Below are 20,048 nucleotides of genomic sequence, written 5' to 3' on the forward strand. Positions count from 1 at the left end.
AAAGGCGACAGAAGCTGTCGGGTATCGCCTCTAGCGTCATCGGTATGGATCACAGCACCGAGCGCGGCATCGTCATCACCGGAGCGCGCGAGAACAATCTGCGCGACGTCTCCCTCACCCTCCCCAAGGGCCGGATCACCGTCTTCACCGGGGTCTCCGGGTCGGGCAAGTCGTCGGTGGTCTTCGACACCATCGCCGTGGAGTCCCAGCGGCAGCTGAACGAGACCTTCACCTCCTTCCTGCGCAACCGGCTGCCGAAGTACGAGCGGCCCCGGGCCGAAGCGATCGAGGACCTGTCCGTGGCCGTCGTCATCGACCAGAAGCCGCTGGGCGGCAACGTCCGCTCGACCGTGGGCACGGCCACGGACATCTGGTCGGTGATCCGGGTGCTGTTCTCCCGGTACGGCACGCCGAGCGCGGGCGGGGCGACCGCCTACTCCTTCAACGACCCGGCGGGGATGTGCCCCGCGTGCGACGGGGTGGGACGGACCGTCCGGCTCGACCTGGACCGGGCGGTGGACTGGTCGAAGTCGCTCAACGAGGGTGCGCTGCTGCTGCCGGGGCTGGGGGTCGGCAGCTGGGAGTGGAGCCTGTACGCGGGGTCCGGGCGGTTCGACAACGACCTGCCGCTGTCCGCGTACGGCGAGGAGGAGCGCCACACGCTGCTCCACGGCAGCGGGTTCACCGTCCGGGTGGACCTGCGGACGGGCTCGGCGGACACGCGCTTCGAGGGGGTGGTCGAGCGGTTCGACCGGCTCTACCTCAAGCGCGACACGGCCTCGCTGTCGGAGCGGCGCCGGGCGGCGGCCGACCGGTTCACCGTGGAGCGGGTCTGCGAGGCGTGCGGAGGGGCGCGGCTGAACGCGGCGGCGCTGGCCACCCGGATCGACGGGCTCTCGCCCGCCGACTACGGGCGGATGGAGGTCACCGAACTCGTCGGCGTGCTGGAGCGGATCGAGGACCCGGTGGGCGGTCCGATCGCCGCCGCCGCCCGGGAACGGCTGGAGCGGCTGGCCGACGTCGGACTCGGGTATCTGAGCCTGGGCCGGGAGACGACCACCCTGTCGGGGGGCGAAGGTCAGCGGCTCAAGATGGTGCGCCATCTGGGCAGTTCCCTGACCGGGCTGACGTTCGTCTTCGACGAGCCGAGCGTGGGGCTCCACCCGCGCGACGTCGGCAAGCTGGGCGATCTGCTGGTGCGGCTTCGTGACAAGGGCAACACCGTGCTGGTCGTCGAGCACGATCCGGACGTGATGGCCGTCGCGGACCACGTGGTCGACATGGGACCACGGGCCGGTGCGGACGGCGGGCACGTCGTCTTCGAGGGGACGTACGCGAAGCTGCGGGAGGCCGACACCCTCACCGGCCGGTGTCTGCGCCGCCGGACCCCGCTCAAGGAGAGCGTCCGCTCCCCCACCGGGTGGCTCCCGGTGCGCGGGGCCGCTCTGCACAACCTCAAGGGGATCGACGTGTCGTTCCCGCAGGGCGTGCTGACGGCGGTGACCGGGGTGGCGGGCTCCGGCAAGTCCACCCTGGTCTCCCGGGTGTTCACGGCGGCCTACCCCCAGGCGCTGGTCGTGGACCAGAGCGCGATCGCCGCCTCCTCCCGCTCCACCCCCGCCTCGTACATCGGTGCGCTGGACGCCATCCGCAAGACGTTCGCCCGGGAGAACGGGGTGGACGCGGGGCTCTTCAGCTTCAACTCCGCCGGGGCCTGCGCGGGTTGCTCGGGGCGCGGGACGATCACCACGGACCTGGCGTTCATGGACCCGGTCACCACGACCTGCCCGCGGTGCGAAGGGCGGCGGTTCCACGACGACGTCCTCAAGCACCGGGTCGGCGGCAAGTCGATCGTGGAGGTCCTGGAGATGACCGCGGCACAGGCGATGGGGCTGTTCGAGGACCGCGCGCTGTTGCGGAAGCTCCGTACGCTCCACGAGGTCGGGCTGACCTATCTGACGCTGGGGCAGCCGCTGAGCACCCTGTCGGGCGGCGAGCGGCAGCGGATCAAGCTCGCCACCCACCTGCACCGCACCGCCGGGGTGTACGTGCTGGACGAGCCGACGACCGGGCTGCACCTGGCCGACACGGGCGCGCTGGTGGACCTGCTGGACCGGCTCGTCGACGCCGGGAACACGGCGATCTGCGTGGAGCACAACCTGGACGTGGTCAAGCGGGCGGACTGGGTGATCGACCTCGGCCCGGAGGGCGGCCGGGGCGGCGGAGAGGTCGTGTTCGAGGGCACACCGGCCCATTTGCTCACGGACCGCACGTCCGTCACCGCCCGCTTCCTGCGGCGCGACACCGGCTGGGAAGAGCCTGTTCCAGCCGCTTGAACTGCGCCTATCACGCTGCGTAGCGACCCCTTGCCGGGAGCGGGCTTGGCTTACCCCTTACGGTCGCCTTAACCTACGGTCTCGTAACCTACGAGGCCGTAGGTCATTACTCCCGTCCCCAGGAGCTCCCCGTGACGATCGCCTCTCCCCACCTCGGCAGCGCGAAGGCGTGGACCGACGCCCACCTGCTGTACGCGCTGGAAGAGGTGGTCGAGAAGGAGATCGACCGGCACCTCAAGGTCGCCAAGGACTGGATGCCGCACGAGTACGTCCCGTTCTCCGACGGGCGCAACTTCCCGGGCGTCTTCGAGGACGGCGAGGCCTGGGCCCCGGATCAGTCCAAGGTCAGCGAGGTCGGCAAGATCGCCCTGGTGGTGAACCTCCTCACCGAGGACAACCTCCCCAGCTACCACCACGAGATCGCCACCCTCTTCGGCCGCGACGGCGCCTGGGGCGCCTGGGTGCACCGCTGGACGGCCGAGGAGGGCCGCCACGGCATCGTGATGCGCGACTACCTGCTCACCTCGCGCGCCGTGGACCCGGACAAGCTGGAGCAGTTCCGCATGGCGCACATGGCGGAGGGCTTCGAGTCGGACAACCGGCACTCGATGCTGCACTCCGTCGCGTACGTCGCCTTCCAGGAGCTGGCCACCCGCGTCTCGCACCGCAACACCGGCCACCAGTCCGGCGACCCGGTGTGCGACCGGATGCTGGCCCGGATCGCGACCGACGAGAACCTGCACATGATCTTCTACCGCAACCTCCTGCGCGCCGCCTTCGAGCTGGCCCCGGACCTCACCATGCAGTCCGTGCGCGACGTCGTCGTCAACTTCCGCATGCCCGGCCACGGCATGCCCGGATTCGAGCGGGCCGCCGCGCAGATGGCGATCGGCGAGATCTACAACATGCGCATCCACCACGACGACGTGATCCAGCCGGTGCTGCGTTACCTGAAGGTCATGGACATCGACGGGCTCGGCCCGGAGGGCGTCCGGGCGCAGGAGGAGCTGGGCCTGTACATGAGCGGTCTGGACAGCGAGGCCGCGAAGTTCGACGAGAAGCTCGCCGCCCGCAAGGCCCGGATGGCGGCGCGCGGCCGCGCCTGAGCGCACCCCACCCCCGCGGAACCGCCCCGCGGATGCCCCGCGCCCCGCGGCGGCATCCGCCGGGCGCGGGCCAGTCGGTCCAGGGCGATGGTGGGGGTGAACGGCCGCCCGCCGTGCGGTGTCCGGTCCCCCTGGGGGAGGGAGTGCGCTTCAGCCGCGGTCGCGGCCCTTCCTGCGGAGTTGTTCCCGCTCCTTCTCGGAGAGTCCGCCCCAGACGCCGAAGCGCTCGTCGTTGGCGAGGGCGTACTCCAGGCACGCCAGGCGCCCCTCGCAGGCGTTGCAGAGCTGTTTGGCCTCGCGGGTCGAGCTGCCCGGAGCCGGGAAGAAGAACTCGGGCCCGGCCTGCGCGCACAGCGCGCTCTCCTGCCAGGCGAGCGCGTCGTCGGTCACGGTGTTGATGAGCATGCGGCCACGGTGCCGGGCGCCGATAAACGACTGATCAACGATCCGTCGATCCGCCCCCGGCCCGCCGCCCGACCGGGGGTCACTGCCGGGGCTCGGGCGTCATCACGGCGAACACCGCTCCGTAGGGGTCGGCGACGTTGGCCATCGTGCCGACGCCGGGGACCTCCATCGCCGCCAGCGTCTCGCTGCCGCCGAGCCGCCTCGCCTCGCTGACCACGGCACCGACGTCGGCCACGTGGAAGTACACCAGCCAGTGGGGGCCGAGCGCCGCCTCGGAGGGGACGTCCCCCATCCTGACGAGTCCGCCGAACGACGCCTCGGGTCCCGCGCTCGCCGGGTGGACGGTGGTGTAGGCGTAGTCGGTGCCCTCCACCTTCATCTCGTCGGTCCGCCAGTCCAGGACGCTGCCGAAGAAGGCGGCCGCCGCCGGGACGTCCGGGGTGTAGAGCTCGGCCCAGAGGAACGAGCCGGGCTCCTGGACCACGCCGAAGCCCGGGTGCTCCTTCGGCTGCCAGAGCCCGAAGTACGCCCCGGCCGGGTCGGTGAAGCCGCCCATGCGGCCGTGGTCGAGGACGTCCATCGGCTCGAACGCGGTCCTGCCGCCCGCCCGCGTCACCGCCCCGGCCGTCGCGTCGACGTCCGAGGACCGGAAGAAGACGGACCAGGCGCTGGGCGCCACGTCCTCGGAGACCTCCATCACCCCGCCGGCGTACCGGTCGTCCAGGGTGAACATGCCGTAGCCGCCCACCTCGGGGCCGCCGGGGACGAGGCCCCAGCCGAACAGCTCGCGGTAGAAGGCGGCGGCCCCGTCGAGGTCGGGGGTGCCGAGATCGATCCAGTCGGGAGCGCCTTCGGGGAAGGTCGGGCTGGTCATGGCGTGCACCTCCGTCGGTCCGGCCGGCTCCGCTCGTCCTGGGGGCCGCGGTGACTTCCTCTCCCATCGAGTCTGGCACCGGGAGCGGGCCGCCGCAGTCCGCGCGGGTCCGGCCGGGCCCCGGCCCCCGGAGGCGGGGCCGGGCCGTCAGTGGTGGTGCTGGTGCTCGGCGGTGTCCGCCGCGCCGCCGGCCTTCGCGTCCGCGGCGCTCTGCTTCGCCGTGCCGCTGTCCTTCGCGGCGGCTCCGCTCTGCTTCGCCGTCCCGTGTCCGCCGTGGTCGGGGTCGTATCCGGGAATGGTGCCGTCCGGCTTCTTGATGAGGAGCAGCCCGGCCATCCCCATGTCCGAGTGGCTCTGGACGTGGCAGTGGTACATCCACGCCCCCGCGCCGACGCGTTCGCCCGCGATGATCTGGAGGCCGAAGGAGTCGGCGGGTCCGCAGATCTTGTTGTCGATCACCCGGCTCGGGTCGTCGGGTCCGGTCAGGATGCCGGTGCGGTTGTCCGCCCAGCGGTGCCCGTGGATGTGGAAGGTGTGGTAGAACTCGCCGTGCGTGATCATCACGAATTCGAGCCGGTCACCCACCGTGGCCTCGAAGTTGACGCTGTTGTGCGCGGTCTTGTTGTTGATCATCATGTCGTTGAAGACGACCGTGCACGTCTGGTCGGGCAGGATGTCGCCCTTGCGGCGCACCACCAGCGGCCCGTACAGCCCCTTGCGGATACCGCCGGTGCCGTGGTCCGTGCCGACGACGTGGTCGTGGTAGTGCCAGTAGCCCGCGCTGCCCGGCTCGTAGCTGCCGTCCTTGCGGCGGCCCGGGACGTGGGTGCGCCAGGTGTAGGTCCGGGTGCCGCCGGGCTCGACGTGGCTCTTGTTCATCCGGGTGCCGTCGTTGGCGATGTCGTAGTCGACGCCGTGGACATGGAGGCTGGCGTCCACATCGGTGAGGTTCTGGAACTCGATGTGGATCGTGTCGCCCTCGTTCAGCTCGATCAGGGGGCCGGGGATGGACGCCTTGCCCTTCTCCAGACCGTAGCCCAGCTCGCCGTTGGGCAGCTTCTCGGCGTACATCTTGATGCGGCGCACCGCTCCCCCGGCCGGGGCGGTCCGCGGCCCCTTCTCGGCGGAGCTTGCCTCCACCGTGCCGAGCGACAACGATGTCACCCCGGTCGCCGCGGCGGCCGCGCCACCGACCAGCATCCGTCGGCTGAAGGTCCTTCGGTCCATGGCGAACTCCCCGCTGCGATAAGGAACCTGGTGTGACCACCGGGACGCCGGAGGTCTCCGGACGTGCCGGAACGGGCCACACCGTAGCCGGGCCCACTCCGTTTATCCACACTCAGGACAAAGTTCGTGCGATTGCTGCCATACCTATTGGCGGACCGCGAAAAGAGGTCTAGCTTCATGCGCTGTCGCAGTGAACCAGAAGGCAGTGACCCAGAGTTAGCGACCACAGTCACCGAGAGGTGCAGTGACCACAGAGGGGTGGGTGACCACATGCAGCGCGCACCACATCACCGGTCCAGATCACGACGCGGCCTCGCGGCGGCCGTGGCGGCCGGCGCACTGACCGTTTCCCTGCTGAGCGCGGGGGGACCGGCCAGCGCGGACACGTCCCCGGACCGGGACCTGGTGGAGAGGATGGCGACAACGTTGTCCCTGCCGTCCCCGCCGGGGGCGAAGAACCAGGTCAAGGTGTTGGTATTCCACGCCTCGGCCGACGACGAGGCGTCGTACACGGACGCCGGGATCGCGGCGATCGAGAAGATCGGCCAGAGCGGCCCGGAGGGCGGCCGGTTCACCACCGTCGCCACGGACAACCCGAACGTCTTCACCAACGGCAAGCGGCTCGGCTCGTTCCACGCCGTCGTCTTCCTCACGGGTGGCGGGGACGTCCTGGACCCGCAGCAGGAAGCCGGGCTCGAGGCGTACATGGAGGCGGGCGGCGGCTTCCTCGGCATCCACGACGCGGCGCGCACCGAGCCGTACTCCGACTGGTTCACCGGCCTGGTGGGCGCCCGTCCGGCGGCGGACAGCCCGACGGCCGTGCAGCGGGCGACGGTGGAGGTCGGCGACCGGGTCCACCCGGCGACCAAGAACCTGCCGCTGGAGTGGAAGCGCCCCGACAAGTGGCTCAACTGGACGAAGAACCCGTCCGGTGACGTCCACACCGTCGCGCGCGTAAGGGAGTTGACGTACAAGCCGGGCGCGGGCGCCAACGGCTGGGACCACCCGGTCTCCTGGTGCCGCGACTACGACGGCGGGCGGTCCTTCTACACGGCGATGGGCGGCACCGCGGACAGCTTCGCGGAGAGCGACTTCCGCGACCACCTGCGCGGCGCGCTCGCCTGGACGAACCGCACCTCGCAGGCCGACTGCAAGGCGACCATCACGTCCAACTACACCGCCGAGCGGCTCACCCAGCCCAACCAGCCGGGTCAGAACGACCAGATCGGCGAGCCGCACGGGCTGGTGACCGCACCGGACGGGAAGGTCTTCTACATCGGGCGCGGCGGGGCCGACAGCTCGCAGCCGGTCGTCACCGACTGGGCGAACCCGAACATCGGCAAGGGCAAGGGCGAGGTCCACGTCTACGACCCGGCGACGAAGAAGGTCACCCTGGCCGGTGCGCTGGACGTCTTCGGCAACAAGGGCGGCGGCGACGAGCTGACCAAGAACGAGGAGGGGCTGCTCGGGATCGAGCTGGACCCGGACTTCGCCTCCAACGGGTGGGTGTACCTGCACTACACCCCGCACGCGAAGATCGACCGGGACAAACGCATGGCGACCCGTCAGGTCTCGCGCTTCACCTACGACGCGGCGGCCGGGAAGCTGGACCTGGCGTCGGAGAAGGTGCTGCTCGGCTGGCCGGTGCAGATCAACAGCTGCTGCCACGCGGGCGGCGGCATGGCGTGGGACTCGAAGGACAACCTGTACATCGCGACCGGTGACAACAACTCCTCCGGTTTCAGCGGCGGTTACTCCGGCAACAACCCGGAGCCGAACTACAAGGGCATGGCCTTCGCGGACGCGCGCCGCACCTCGGGCAACACCAAGAACCTGAACGGCAAGATCCTCCGTATCCACCCGGAGGACGACGGCACCTACACCCTGCCGTCCGGCAACCTCTTCACCGGCAAGGAGCCGGACGAGGGCGGCGGCAAGACGCGCGGTGAGATCTACGTGATGGGCGTGCGCAACCCGGCCCGGATCTCGGTCGACCCGGCGACGGACACGCTGTACGCGGGCTGGGTCGGCCCCGACGCGGGCGAGCCGAGCACCACCTGGGGCCCGGCGAAGTACGACACGTTCGCCGCGATCACCAAGGCGGGCAACCACGGCTGGCCGTTCTGCATGGGCAACAACCAGCCCTACCGGGACCGCAATCTGCCCGACCCGACGAAGCCGCTGGGCTGGTACGACTGCAACGCGCCGAAGAACGAGTCGCCGCACAACGACGGGCTGGTCAAGCTGCCGCCGGTGACCCCGAACACCATTTGGTACTCGCCGCAGGGCGGCGGGGTGGACTACCCGCGGGACGCGAACGGCGTACCGAGCTACAAGGCCGACGAGGGCAAGGAGCTGCTGCCCTGGCTCAAGGGCGGCGGACAGGCCACGATGAACGGCCCGGTCTACCGCTACGACGCGGCGAGCGAGTCCGCCGCGAAGTGGCCGGCCTACTGGGACGGGAAGTGGTTCGTCGGTGACTTCTACGACGCCACCCAGCCCCGGCACGCGGTCGTCACCGACCCGAAGACCGTCGGCAAGGGCGGACTCCCGGTGCACGCCGAGTCGTTGAAGAAGATCATCCCCGTCGGCAACGACGGAATCAGGAACCTGATGGACTGGAAGTTCGCGTCGGACGGGTCGCTCTACGTCCTCGACTACGGGCGCGGCTTCTTCACCTCCGACCCCAAGTCCGCGCTGTGGCGCGTGACCTACAAGGGCGGCGCCGCGACCCCGGCCGCCAAGGACCTCGTCGGAAAGGCGGCGGCGAAGTGAGACACCCCTCACTCCTGACACGGAGGCGGCAGCGTCCGCCGAGCTTCTGGGTGGCCGTGCTGGCCTCCCTGCTGATGGTCCTCGGACTGACCTCCACGGCCGCGTACGGCAAGGGGGGCGAGGCCCCCGAGGCCAAGGCCGCCGACCAGGTGCTGAACTGGACCGCGGGCGACCCGATCGACCACTACCTGACCGCGCCGCAGACGGCGGTGGCGGGCAAGGCCACCATCGTCTTCGAGAACAGCGCGGCCACCGGCAACACGACGAGCATGCCGCACACCCTGACGTTCAGCACGTCGGACCCGGAGCACAACAACGACGTCCAGCTGAACATCCTGGCCAACCCGGGCGACGCCGAGGGCGGCAAGCACAGCGTCGAGGTGACCCTCACCCCGGGTACCTACCTCTACTACTGCTCGATCCCCGGCCACGGGCAGATGAAGGGCGTGCTCACCGTCACCGAGGGCGGCGGTGAGGACACCGAGGCCCCGGCGACGTCGGCGAAGGTGGACGGCGACCAGAACGGCGACGGCGCCTACATCGGCCAGGCCACGGTCACCGTGGAGGCCACCGACGCGGGCTCCGGCGTGGACACCGTCGAGTACGCCCTGGGCGCCGACGGCGAGTGGCAGCCCTACACCGCGCCCGTCGTGGTGAACGAGGTCGGCGAGCACACCGTCCGCTACCGGGCCACCGACAAGGCGGGCAACGCGGCCGAGGAGAAGTCCGTGGACTTCGCGGTCGCCGCCCCGCCGACCGACGACGAGACGCCGCCGGAGACCTCGGCGACCGTCACCGGCGAGAAGGACGAGGCGGGCGCCTACCTGGGGATGGCCACCGTCACGGTGACCGCGTCCGACACCGGGTCCGGCGTCAACACCATCGAGTACGCGCTGGGCGCCGACGGCGAGTGGCAGCCCTACACCGCGCCGGTGATGGTCCACGAGCTGGGCGAGCACACCGTCCGCTACCGGGCCACCGACCGGTCGGGGAACGTCGCGGAGGAGAAGTCCGTCGACTTCACCGTCGTGGAGCCGCCGTCGGACGACCAGACGGCTCCGGAGACCTCGGTGAAGGTCGAGGGCGACAAGAACAGCGACGGCGCGTTCATCACCAGCGCCAAGGCCACCGTGACCGCGACCGACGACGACTCGGGCGTGGACAAGGTCGAGTACAGCCTCGACGGCGGTCCGTTCCTCGCGTACACCACCCCGGTGATCGTCGACCGGGTGGGCCACCACTCCATCGCCCACCGGGCGACGGACAAGGCGGGCAACACCTCCGAGGCGAAGAAGGTGTCGTTCACCATCGCCCAGGGCGGCGGGGTCCCGGCGCCCAACTGCGCGGAGTTCGACGAGCGGCACACCGTCTTCGTCGGCACGGTCGACACGGGCGTCCCGAACCGGATCACCCGTAACCGCTGCACGATCAACGAGCTGATCGAGGACGAGAAGGACTGGTCCTCGCACGCGCTGTTCCTCAAGCACGTGAAGTCGGTGCTCGACAAGCTCAAGAACGACGGCGTGATCGACCAGCGCGAGCACAAGGCGGTCAACCAGGCCGCCAAGAAGTCCGGCATCGGCAAGCCCGGCCAGTCCGAGGGCTACACCAAGCTCTTCGACGGGACGGCCGCCTCGCTCGCCAAGTGGGAGCACGTGGGCGGGGGCAAGTTCGAGCTGAACGAGGAGGAGGGCTCGATCACCAGCTCCACCACGGTGAACGGCATGGGCATGCTGTGGCTGCCCAACCGGGCCTACGGCGACTACTCCCTGAAGCTCCAGTGGCGCGACGACGCCCCGGGCTCGGGCAACGCCAACGGCGGGGTCTTCGTCCGCTTCCCGAAGGTCCACGACCACCCGGAGGAGTCGCGTCCGGAGTGGGTCGCCATCAAGTACGGCCACGAGATCCAGATCAACGACCGGCCGGACGGCGACATGTACAAGACCGGCTCGGTGTACGGCTTCGACCGGGTGGGTCTCGGCGGCGCCGGGGTCACCCCCAAGGGCACCTGGAACGACTACGAGATCAAGGTGGTCGACCAGCACTACGAGATCTACCGCAACGGTGTCCTGATCAACGAGTTCGACAACACCGGCGGTCAGCTCTTCGAGCCGCCGCGCGGTGACGACCCGGGCACCGACGGGCGGCGGTTCGCCGCCGGTCACATCGGGCTCCAGGTCCACGGGGTGACGGACGTCATCTCCTACCGCGACATCCGGATCAAGGAGCTGTAACCACCCGTAGTCAGCAGTCTCAGGAGGCCGTGGCCGCATGCTCAGGCGTGCGGGCGCGGCCTCCTGGGTGCCGGTGGCGCCACACCCAGAAGACCGTGCATGAGACCAGCGCCCAGGCGGCCAGCACCAGGTACGGGAAGACGAACTGGTGGCCCTGGTAGTAGACGGCCGTGTGCTGGGCGTTGACGGAGGCGCCCGGGGGCAGCCAGCGGCCGATGTGGCCGAGCAGGGAGGGCAGCAGCGGCCAGGAGACCGCGCCGCCGGACGAGGGGTTGCCGAGCAGCACCATGACGCCCCAGGTGGGGATCATCGCCCAGCGGCCCAGGAGGGTGTTGAACATGGTGAAGACCATGCCGGAGGTGAACATCGTGAAGGCCAGGATCAGCCAGGACTGGACGAACGGCAGGTTCACCGCCCCCAGCCACCAGTCCACGGCCGCCGCGATCGCGAACCCGCCGAGCAGGGCGTACGCCACGGTGAACGCGATGCGCTCGGCGGGGTTGAGACCGCGGGCGTGGATGCTGAGCTGGATCGCGCCGAGGAAGCCCATGATCACGGCGGCCAGCGAGATGTAGAAGAGGGCGAGCCCGCGCGGGTCGCCCCGCTGGAGCGGCTTGACGTCCTGGACGGTGACCCGGGTCCCGGTGGCGTCGCCCACGTCGAGGGCCGCCTTGCCGAGGAGTTCGGCCACCGAGGCGCCGGAGGCCCCGGCCACGTCGAGCGCCACCCCGCCGCCGTCGCCCTCGCCGGCGCGTACGACGGCGAAGACCTTCTGCTCGTCCAGGACGCGGCGGGCCGCGGTGGCGTCCGGGTAGTCGCGCAGTTCGAGCGAGGCGTCCAGCGCCTTCTCCATCCCGGCGACGAACGCCGCGCCGCGCTCCACCGCCGGGCGGCTGACCAGGGCGGCCGGGATGCGGTGCGGGGTGGGGTCGGCCATCGCGTACGTGTAGGAGCCCGCGAAGAGACCGGCCGCGGCGGCGATGATCAGGACCAGGACGGTCGCGGGCAGGAACGGGGAGTTCTTGTACGCCTCCCAGTGCTCGCGGCGGGTCCGCGGCCGCCGGTGCGAGCCGTGCCGCCCGGCGTCGCCCTCGCTCACGCCCCGCCGCCGGGCTCGCCGCCGTCCGCGTCGTCGTGGCGGGCGCGGCTGGGCTGGACCCGCTTGGGCTCGCCGGGCATCTTCGGGTACTCCGGCGGATAGGGCAGGTCCCCCAGCCCGCGCTCCCTCGCGTCCCGGTCCGCCAGCTCCAGCAGCCCGTCGAGGCGGAACGCCTCCTGGTCCATGGCGGCGTGGACGTCGCCCACCTCGGCGTAGCGCGCGGGCATCGTCACGATGTCGAAGTCGCGCGGTTCGGCGTCGTCGATCTCCTCCCAGCGCAGCGGCGCGGAGACCGGGGCGTGCGGGAAGGGGCGGACGGAGTAGGCGGAGGCGATGGTGCGGTCGCGGGCGGTCTGGTTGAAGTCGACGAAGATCCGTTCGCCGCGCTCCTCCTTCCACCAGGCCGTCGTCACCCGCTCGGGCATCCGCCGCTCCAGCTCCCGCCCGGCGGCGATGGCGGCGCGCCGGACCTCGGTGAAGGTCCAGGCGGGCTCGATGGGGACGAAGACGTGCAGGCCGCGCCCGCCGGAGGTCTTGGGCCAGCCGCGTACCCCGTGGTCCTCCAGGACCGCGCGCAGCTCGTGGGCGGCCCTCACCGCGTCGGCGTATCCGGTGCCGGGCTGCGGGTCGAGGTCGATGCGCAGTTCGTCGGGGTGGTCGGTGTCCCCGGCCCGGACCGGCCAGGGGTGGAAGGTGAGCGTGCCGAGGTTGGCGGCCCACAGGACGGCGGCCGGTTCGGTCGGGCACAGCTCGTCGGCGTGGCGGCCGCTGGGGAAGGCGATGCGGGCGGTGGGGATCCAGTCCGGGAGGTTCTTCGGGGCGCGCTTCTGGTAGAAGAAGTCGCCCTCGACCCCGTCCACGAAACGCTGGAGGGTGGTCGGCCGGTGGTTCAGGGCGCGGGTGATGCCGGGCCCCACGGCGAGGAAGTACTCGGCCACGTCCCTCTTGGTGTAGCCCTTCTCGGGGAAGTACACCTTGTCCGGGCTGGACAGCCTCACGGCCCGTCCTCCCGCGTCCAGCTCCACCGCTGCTCCCATGACGGCCACCGTAGGCGGCTGGCACATATGCCGCATATCGGGAGGCACGGGCGGGGTGGGGCGGGCAGAATCGGGGCATGGACCTGCCGGTGATGCCGCCCGTGAAGCCGATGCTCGCCAAGTCGGTGACCAAGATCCCGCCGGGCATGAGCTACGAGGCGAAGTGGGACGGCTTCCGCGCGATCGTCTTCCGGGACGGCGACGAGGTCGAGATCGGCAGCCGCACCGGCAAGCCCCTCACCCGCTACTTCCCCGACCTGGTCGACGCCGTACGGGACAACCTGCCGCCGCGCTGCGTGATCGACGGGGAGATCGTCGTCGCCCACGAGGGGCGGCTCGACTTCGACCGCCTCAGCGAACGCATCCATCCGGCGGACTCCCGGGTGCGGATGCTGGCCGAGCAGACCCCGGCGAGCTTCATCGCCTTCGACGTCCTCGCGGCCGACGACACCTCCCTGCTCTCCACCCGGCAGGCGGACCGGCGCGAGGTGCTGCGGGCGGCGCTCTCCGGCGCGTCCGCGCCCGTACTCCTCGCCCCGTCGACCACGGACATCGAGACCGCCCGGGAGTGGTTCGACCGGTACGAGGGGGCCGGGCTCGACGGGATCGTCGCCAAACCGCTCGACCTGCCCTACCGCCCCGACACCCGGGCGATGTACAAGATCAAGCACGAGCGGACCGCGGACGTCGTGGTCGCGGGGTACCGCGAGCACAAGAGCGGCCCGGTCGTCGGCTCGCTGCTGCTGGGCCTGTACGACACCGCGGGCGTGCTCCAGCACGTCGGGGTGTGCGCGGCCTTCCCGATGAAGCGGCGCGCCGAACTGGCCGCGGAGCTGGCCCCGCTGCGCTGCGCGTTCGACGAGCACCCGTGGGGCGCCTGGGCCAACGCGGCGGCCCACGAGCGGTCCCGGCTGCCGGGGACGCAGAACCGCTGGTCGGGCAAGAAGGACCAGTCCTGGGTCCCGCTGCGGCCCGAGCGGGTCTGCGAGGTGGCCTACGACCACATGGAGGGCGACCGGTTCCGCCACACCACGCAGTTCCGCCGGTGGCGTCCGGACCGGTCCCCCGCCGGGTGCACGTACGCGCAGCTGGAAGAGGTCGTCTCCTACGACCTCGCCGAGGTGCTGGCGGGCGGCTGAGCCGGGAGCCGGAGGAGGCCGGTCGCCGCCCGGGGACATGAGCGGCGGCGTTGGGGGCATCCGGCTGCGACGGGGCACACGCCGAGACGAACGGGGACGCGACGATGACCGACGGTCCGCAGGAGCTGCTGAAGGGGCTGACCGTGGACGGGCGGCGGCCCGAGCAGCCGGTGCTGCTCGACGAGAAGGGCCGCCCGCTGAAGACGTGGCGGGAGAACTACCCGTACGAGCGGCGGATGAAGCGCGTGGAGTACGAGCAGGACAAGCGCCTGCTCCAGATCGAGCTGCTCAAGCTCCAGCGCTGGGTGAAGGAGAGCGGGCAGCGGCTCGTCGTCCTCTGCGAGGGCCGGGACGCGGCGGGCAAGGGCGGCACCATCAAGCGGTTCACGGAGCGCCTCAACCCGCGCGGGGCGCGCATAGTGGCCCTGGAGAAGCCCACCGAGCGGGAGACCGGGCAGTGGTACTTCCAGCGCTACGTGGCCCATCTGCCGACGGCGGGCGAGATCGTCTTCTTCGACCGGTCCTGGTACAACCGGGCCGGGGTGGAGCGGGTGATGGGTTTCTGCACGCCTGAGGAGTACACGCGGTTCCTGGACCAGGCGCCGCGCTTCGAGCGGATGCTCGTCGACGACGGGGTGCTGCTGGTGAAGTTCTGGTTCTCGGTCTCCCGCGACGAGCAGCGGACCCGGTTCGCGATCCGCCAGGTCGACCCGGTGCGCCAGTGGAAACTCTCGCCCACCGACCTCGCCTCGCTCGACCTGTGGGACGACTACACCACGGCGAAGGTCGAGATGTTCCGGTCCACGGACACCGAGCACGCGCCGTGGACGGTGGTGAAGAACAACGACAAGAAGCGCGGCCGCCTGGAGGCCATGCGCAGTCTGCTGTCGCGCTTCGCCTACGACAGCAAGGACGAGAAGGCGGTCGGCGTGCCGGACCCGCTGATCATCGGCCCTGCCGACACCCTGCTGGAGGCGGGCGAGGAGCCGACGGACCTCTCCCCCACCCCCCTGGCCGACCGGCCGCACGGTCCGGGCGACCACCCCGAGGACGACTGACCCGGCCCTCCGGCCCCGGTCCCCGCCGCCCGGAAGAACCGGGAAGGGCGGCGGGGACACCGGGGCCGGAGCGCGGTTCAGGCCGGTTCCCCGCGGAGCGCGGACCGGCCGGAGAGCGGTGGTGTCACGGGGTGATCTTCTTGGGGTCGACCACGTCCCCCGCGGCGGGCTCCTGGACGTCGAATTCCTTGTCGAAATCGCTCAGGGTGACCTCACCGGGCGCCTTGCCGCCCTTGGTGACCGCCTTCAGGATGTACGGCTTTCCTTCGGTGGCGACATACATCGTGATCTTCTCGCCGCCTGCCTTCTCCTTCTCCAGGGCGAGCGCGGAACGGCCGTCGATCTCGGTCGTGTCGCCCTTCTTGAGTCCCTCCCGCTCGGACTTGTCGCCGTCGAGCGAGGCCAGCAGCGCCTGCTTGTCGCACATGCCTTCGGTCCCGGCCTGTCCCGGCTCGGACTTGACCCACTTGTCCTGGAGCTGTTTCACCACCCCGTCGGTGCCGGGCTTTCCCTGCAAGCTGTTCTGCCAGAACTTCTCATCGCCCCGGACATAAACGCTCTGGCCCACCTGGAGCACGTCGGCCTTGGCCCCCTTGCCGCTCATCTCGCCCTTGCAGCGGTCCTTCTCGTCGACCTGGAAGTCGAGGCCCAGTTCGTTTCCGTCGGGCTGCCGGGTATTTCCCGCCACCCGCAGCGAGGTGGTGTCACGGGTCGCCTTGACGGCGTCGGCCGCGATGGTGTCCGCGCTCTTTCCGCCGAATGCCTCGTCGCCGTCCTTCTCGCTGCCGCACCCCACGAGCGCGGTCGCCCCCACAGAGACCGCGAAAACCGCCACGAAGAACTTCCTGAGCATGATCTTTACCCCTCCCACGATCAAAATCCGGCCCGTGCGGGCCTCCAGCGGCACAGGTACCCGGAGTAATGGGAATATCACCGGAGACTTTCCGGGCGGCGCGGGGGCTTCGCTGAGCGGGTGTCAGGCATGGACCCGTCGGCAGCGGGAATGCGGTGGTTTCGACGGTGGACGCAAGAACCCCACGACACCCCACGACAGCGGAAGGAGGAACCGGCGTGTACACCACCCCTCCCGCTCCGGAGACGGACGGTACGGCCACGAAGCCGCCGCAGACGGCGGGCGAGGCACGCGACGTGGTGACCCGGCTGCTGGCGGCGGAGTTCAGCGAGCTGTCCGACGAGACCCTGGCGAACGTCGTCGTCGCCGACGCCCTGCTGGTGACCTCGGAGATCGTGACGAACGCGCTGCGGCACGGCGGCGGGCTCACCGGCTTCTCGGCCCGGATCACCGACGGCGGACTCCGTCTGGTCGTCGACGACGCGGATCCCCGGCATCCCGTCCTACGGGAGCCGCCCGTCGGTTCGGTCGGCGAGGGCGGTTACGGCTGGCCGCTGGTGCACCGGCTCACCAAGGAGCTGTCGGTCACCGCTCACGAGGGCGGCAAGCGCATCGTCGCCGTGGTGTCGCTGATCTGATCCACGGCCTCCTCGTCGGACCCGGGGGCCGCCGCACGGCCGTCCCCCCGGTTCTCCTGACGGCCCTCCGCGCGGGCGAACAAGTGCTGGATTCCGGTGATCCGTATGATCCGCTCCAGGAAGGGCGGCGCGTTGTCGACGTGCAGGCGCACGCGACGGGCCGCCGCGTCCCGGTGGACCTGGAGGAGGGCGGAGACACCCATGGAGTCGCACAGACTTAGCCCGGCGCAGTCCAGGTACAGATCGCGCGCGTCCGGCGCACCGGCCATGCCGTCCACCGCCCGTGAGACGAGCTGGTGGCTGGTGTCGTAGTCCAGGTCCCCGCTGAGGCGCAGCCGTACCCAGTCCCGGCCCTCCTCGGCGGTGACGGTGAAGAGGGGACTCGGCAGGGCGGTCATGCGGGGGCTCCGGATCGCGGGTCGTCGGTGGTCTCTGCCTCGGCCAGGTACCGGCACGCCAGTTCGAGCATACGAGTAGCCCGGGGGAAGTCCTTCAGCTCGGCGCCCAGGGCGTCCAGGGCGGGCCGCAACGAGCGGGCGGGCACGCCGCGTGCCCTGAGCACGTCGGCGGTCCACGAGATGAAGTCGGTGAAGAGGGCGTCGCTGTCGGTGTAGAGGGCGACGCCGAGGAACTCCACTATGTGGGCGACGTCCTCGGCCGTGCGCTCGCGCTGCGGGACGGAGTAGTTCGCCATCGCCGGGTAGTTCCGGTCCAGGTGGGCGAGGACCACCCGCACGAGCCGGGCCCTGGCCCGGACGACGAGGGTGTACTCCTGGTCGGCGAGGTGGTCCAGGCCGTCGCTCTCGCGTCGCCCGACCGCCAGGTCGGGGGCCGGGATACCGCGGGCCAGCCGCCGGGCCGCGGCACGCGCGTCGGGCGCCCAGGCGTCGGCGCCCAGCAGCCGGGCGTAGCGGCCGTCCGCGCCGAAAGCGGCGCCGCCGGCCAGCACGGGCACGCCCACGGCCTGGCACGCGGTGATCGCGGAGTGCGCGACGGGCAGCCGGGTGGCGATGGACGACGAGAGGGCCACCGCGTCCGCACGCGTGTTGTGCAGGTGGGAGACCAGGTGCGGCGTGGGCACCTGGGCGCCGAGGAAGTCGACCTTCCACCCCCGCAGGGTCAGCACCTCGGTGAGCAGCCGGGCCGGCAGGGCGTGCCACTCCTGGTCCACGCAGGCGACGGTGACGCGGCCCTCGTAGGGCTCGGGCCGGTGGGCCGGGTGGTGGGCGAGTGCGGCGATGACGCGTTCGACGATCGCGGTCGCGGCGTGTTCCTGGGCGACGCTCAGCCGGGCGGCCTGCCAGGCCCGGCCGACCCGCGCCTGGACGGGGGCGATGACGTCCAGCAGCAGCGTCTCCGCGTCGGTCCCGGCGTCCAGGGCACTCAGCACGATGTCCGCGGCACGGATCTCGTCGCGGGTGGTCACCGCGGCCCACAGGTCGCCGCGCAGGGTGTCCAGACCGGTGACGTCGACGGTGGTGGTCATGAGGTGTACCTGCCCCGGGTGTGTCCGTCCACCGCGCTGAGGTGGGTGGTCTGCGGGGCGGTGATGGCGACCACCGCGAGATCGTCGTGACCTCCTTCCCGCAGCCACTGCGAGGCCAGCATCTGGACGTACTCGACCACCGCCTCGCCGGGCATGCCTCCGCACTCCGCGAGGGCCCGCCGCAGCCGGGCCTCGCCGAAGAGCTCGTCGCCGAGCGGGCCGCCGCGGGCCTCGGTGATCCCGTCGGTGTAGAGCAGGCACGTCTCACCGGGCAGCAGGACCGTCTCCACGGTGTGCGCCGTGACCTGGTCCAGCGCGCCGACCAGGCTGCCGTGGGTGGGCACCTCCTCCACCCGGCCGTCGCCCCGCACCACGAGGGGGGCGGGGTGGCCCGCCGAGGTCAGCCGCAGGTGCACCTGGTTCCCGCTGCGCAGGACGGAGGCGAGGACCAGGGTCGCGAAGCGGGTGTTGTCCGCGTTGAGCAGGGCGCCGTTGAGGAGTTGCAGGACCCGCTCGTGGTCGTCGGCCATCGGCATCAGGGCCTGGAGCGTGTTGCGGATCTTGCCGGTGAGGACGGCGGCGTCCAGCCCCTTGCCGCAGACGTCGCCGAGCACCACCAGCGACGGGTCGGCCTCGGTGCCGCCCGGGTGGACGTCGTAGAAGTCGCCGCCGACCCGCTCCCGGGCGTCGGAGGGGCGGTAGCTTCCGGCGAACTCCACGCCGTGCACCCGGTGGAGCCGGGGCGGCAGCAGGTCGCGCATCAGGGTCCGGGTGATGCTGTGCTGTTCGGCGTAGAGCCGGGCCGCCGAGAGGGCCGCCCCGGCGCGGGCGGCGAACAGCCGGGCGAACGTCTCCTCGCTCTCGCTGAACTCCCGGCGGGTCTCCGAACGCAGCAGGATGAGCGCCCCGGCGGGCACGCCGTGCCCGGGGAGCGGGGTGACCACGACCGAACCGGGCGTCGCGACGAAGCCCTCGGGCAGCACCCAGTCCGGCAGGAGGGCGGGGTCTATCCACCGGGAGGGGACCGGGGGGAAGCCTTTCAGCGCCTCGGCGAGGCCCGGGACGCCGGAGGGGTCGGCCGCGATCAGCGTCCGGACGGCCTCCTCGCCGCGTACGGCACGGGTCACCGGCAGTTGGCGGCCCGCCGCGGGAGCCACGACCACGGCCGCGTCGGCGAGGAAGCCGGAGGCCAGCCGCGCGGTGGCGGCCATGCACCGATCGGCGTTCAGCGAGGAGAGCAGGATGTTCGACGCCTCGGCGAGGAAGGTGGTGCGCTCCCGCTCGGCGGCGAGGGCCTCCTCGGCGTCGAGCCGGGCGGTGTGGTCGACCAGCCACCACACGACGTTGCCGTCCGCCCGCCGGGTGGGGTGGGCCTCGAACCGGCGGCCCTGGAACTCGCCCGGGACCGCCCGCCGCTCCGCGCCGCCCTGGTGCACGGTGTCGTCGGACACCTCGGCGGTCGCCCGGACCAGCCAGGCGAGACCGTCCGGCAGCGGCGCTCCCTGCCGGACGCCCGGGATCAGGCCCGGGTCGCCGTCGACCTGTGCGGCGGTGCCGTCCCGGTCGACGACGAGCACCGCGTGCGGCGGCCTGCCCCAGGAGGCCGGAGTCAGCCGGTCCTTCGTGGGGGCGCCGGTGTTGCCCTTGGGTGAAGCCATGAGGGGGGACCCGCTTGCGGCGAGTCGCACCACCTTCCGGTCGGACGGATTGTTGCCTTGGGGCAAACATCTCGAAGGGGGCCCGAAATAGCAACCCGATCCCGGGTCCGTCCACCCCGCGGG

The 20,048-nt window shown here is 71.3% G+C and carries 16 protein-coding genes; 7 read left to right on the top strand and 9 right to left on the bottom strand.

The window, feature by feature from the left end; translation table 11 throughout:
- Positions 1-44 precede the first annotated feature (44 nt).
- Positions 45-2,336, top strand: coding sequence for an ATP-binding cassette domain-containing protein (locus ACIRRU_RS20730; protein WP_403682547.1), 2,292 nt, complete (start codon positions 45-47; stop codon positions 2,334-2,336).
- Between the two features lie 131 nt (positions 2,337-2,467).
- Complete coding sequence (locus ACIRRU_RS20735; protein ID WP_403682550.1) at positions 2,468-3,442, top strand: acyl-ACP desaturase; 975 nt, start codon at positions 2,468-2,470, stop codon at positions 3,440-3,442.
- Between the two features lie 150 nt (positions 3,443-3,592).
- Here the strand turns inward: ACIRRU_RS20735 and ACIRRU_RS20740 are convergent, their stop codons facing one another.
- The 3 genes from ACIRRU_RS20740 to ACIRRU_RS20750 all read right to left on the bottom strand — a co-directional run bounded on the left by ACIRRU_RS20740 (position 3,593) and on the right by ACIRRU_RS20750 (position 5,948).
- Positions 3,593-3,847 (bottom strand): WhiB family transcriptional regulator, encoded by a 255-nt coding sequence (locus tag ACIRRU_RS20740; RefSeq protein WP_363200121.1) that lies wholly within the window; start codon positions 3,845-3,847, stop codon positions 3,593-3,595.
- A gap of 79 nt (positions 3,848-3,926) precedes the next feature.
- On the bottom strand, positions 3,927-4,721 hold the full coding sequence (locus tag ACIRRU_RS20745; protein ID WP_403682553.1) for a VOC family protein: 795 nt from the start codon (positions 4,719-4,721) through the stop codon (positions 3,927-3,929).
- 147 nt (positions 4,722-4,868) lie between these two features.
- The gene (locus ACIRRU_RS20750) at positions 4,869-5,948 is read right to left on the bottom strand and encodes a multicopper oxidase domain-containing protein (protein WP_403682556.1); all 1,080 of its coding nucleotides are present in this window, start codon (positions 5,946-5,948) and stop codon (positions 4,869-4,871) included.
- Between the two features lie 270 nt (positions 5,949-6,218).
- Between ACIRRU_RS20750 and ACIRRU_RS20755 the strand changes: the two genes are divergently transcribed.
- Both ACIRRU_RS20755 and ACIRRU_RS20760 read left to right on the top strand, forming a co-directional pair.
- Entirely contained in the window at positions 6,219-8,723 is a 2,505-nt protein-coding gene (locus tag ACIRRU_RS20755; protein WP_403682559.1) for a ThuA domain-containing protein, read from the top strand.
- A complete protein-coding gene (locus ACIRRU_RS20760) occupies positions 8,720-10,957 on the top strand; it encodes an OmpL47-type beta-barrel domain-containing protein (protein ID WP_403682560.1) in 2,238 nt (745 codons plus the stop codon). Before ACIRRU_RS20755 ends, ACIRRU_RS20760 begins: the two co-directional genes overlap by 4 nt.
- A gap of 19 nt (positions 10,958-10,976) precedes the next feature.
- On the opposite strand, the gene ACIRRU_RS20765 is transcribed toward ACIRRU_RS20760, so the two are convergent.
- On the bottom strand, positions 10,977-12,056 hold the full coding sequence (locus tag ACIRRU_RS20765; protein WP_403682563.1) for an ABC transporter permease: 1,080 nt from the start codon (positions 12,054-12,056) through the stop codon (positions 10,977-10,979).
- Positions 12,053-13,093 carry a non-homologous end-joining DNA ligase gene (ligD, locus tag ACIRRU_RS20770; protein WP_403682565.1) on the bottom strand — a complete coding sequence of 347 codons (1,041 nt, stop codon included), beginning with the start codon at positions 13,091-13,093 and terminating at the stop codon, positions 12,053-12,055. The genes ACIRRU_RS20765 and ligD overlap by 4 nt, the downstream gene beginning before the upstream one ends.
- Before the next feature lie 77 nt (positions 13,094-13,170).
- Here ligD and ACIRRU_RS20775 point away from each other — a divergent pair, with 77 nt between their 5' ends.
- A complete protein-coding gene (locus tag ACIRRU_RS20775; protein ID WP_403682568.1) occupies positions 13,171-14,232 on the top strand; it encodes an ATP-dependent DNA ligase in 1,062 nt (353 codons plus the stop codon).
- Positions 14,233-14,336: 104 nt separating this feature from the next.
- Positions 14,337-15,290 carry a polyphosphate kinase 2 gene (gene ppk2, locus ACIRRU_RS20780; protein WP_403682570.1) on the top strand — a complete coding sequence of 318 codons (954 nt, stop codon included), beginning with the start codon at positions 14,337-14,339 and terminating at the stop codon, positions 15,288-15,290.
- Positions 15,291-15,414: 124 nt separating this feature from the next.
- Here the strand turns inward: ppk2 and ACIRRU_RS20785 are convergent, their stop codons facing one another.
- Positions 15,415-16,143 carry a hypothetical protein gene (locus tag ACIRRU_RS20785; RefSeq protein ID WP_403682573.1) on the bottom strand — a complete coding sequence of 243 codons (729 nt, stop codon included), beginning with the start codon at positions 16,141-16,143 and terminating at the stop codon, positions 15,415-15,417.
- 218 nt (positions 16,144-16,361) lie between these two features.
- Here ACIRRU_RS20785 and ACIRRU_RS20790 point away from each other — a divergent pair, with 218 nt between their 5' ends.
- Positions 16,362-16,781: an ATP-binding protein gene (locus ACIRRU_RS20790; RefSeq protein WP_403682576.1), complete on the top strand. Its 420-nt coding sequence runs from the start codon at positions 16,362-16,364 to the stop codon at positions 16,779-16,781.
- Here ACIRRU_RS20790 and ACIRRU_RS20795 read toward each other — a convergent pair.
- The 3 genes from ACIRRU_RS20795 to ACIRRU_RS20805 are packed head-to-tail and all read right to left on the bottom strand — an operon-like array spanning position 16,736 to position 19,925.
- Positions 16,736-17,179, bottom strand: coding sequence for an STAS domain-containing protein (locus ACIRRU_RS20795; protein WP_403682579.1), 444 nt, complete (start codon positions 17,177-17,179; stop codon positions 16,736-16,738). The genes ACIRRU_RS20790 and ACIRRU_RS20795 overlap by 46 nt on opposite strands.
- On the bottom strand, positions 17,176-18,267 hold the full coding sequence (locus ACIRRU_RS20800) for a B12-binding domain-containing protein (RefSeq protein WP_403682582.1): 1,092 nt from the start codon (positions 18,265-18,267) through the stop codon (positions 17,176-17,178). Before ACIRRU_RS20800 ends, ACIRRU_RS20795 begins: the two co-directional genes overlap by 4 nt.
- Positions 18,264-19,925, bottom strand: a complete 1,662-nt coding sequence (locus ACIRRU_RS20805; RefSeq protein WP_403682585.1) for a PP2C family protein-serine/threonine phosphatase — start codon at positions 19,923-19,925, stop codon at positions 18,264-18,266. The genes ACIRRU_RS20800 and ACIRRU_RS20805 overlap by 4 nt, the downstream gene beginning before the upstream one ends.
- Between the last annotated feature and the right edge of the window lie 123 nt (positions 19,926-20,048).

Origin of the sequence: Streptomyces sp. NPDC101181 (assembly GCF_044767975.1) — a bacterium.
Taxonomy (GTDB): domain Bacteria; phylum Actinomycetota; class Actinomycetes; order Streptomycetales; family Streptomycetaceae; genus Streptomyces.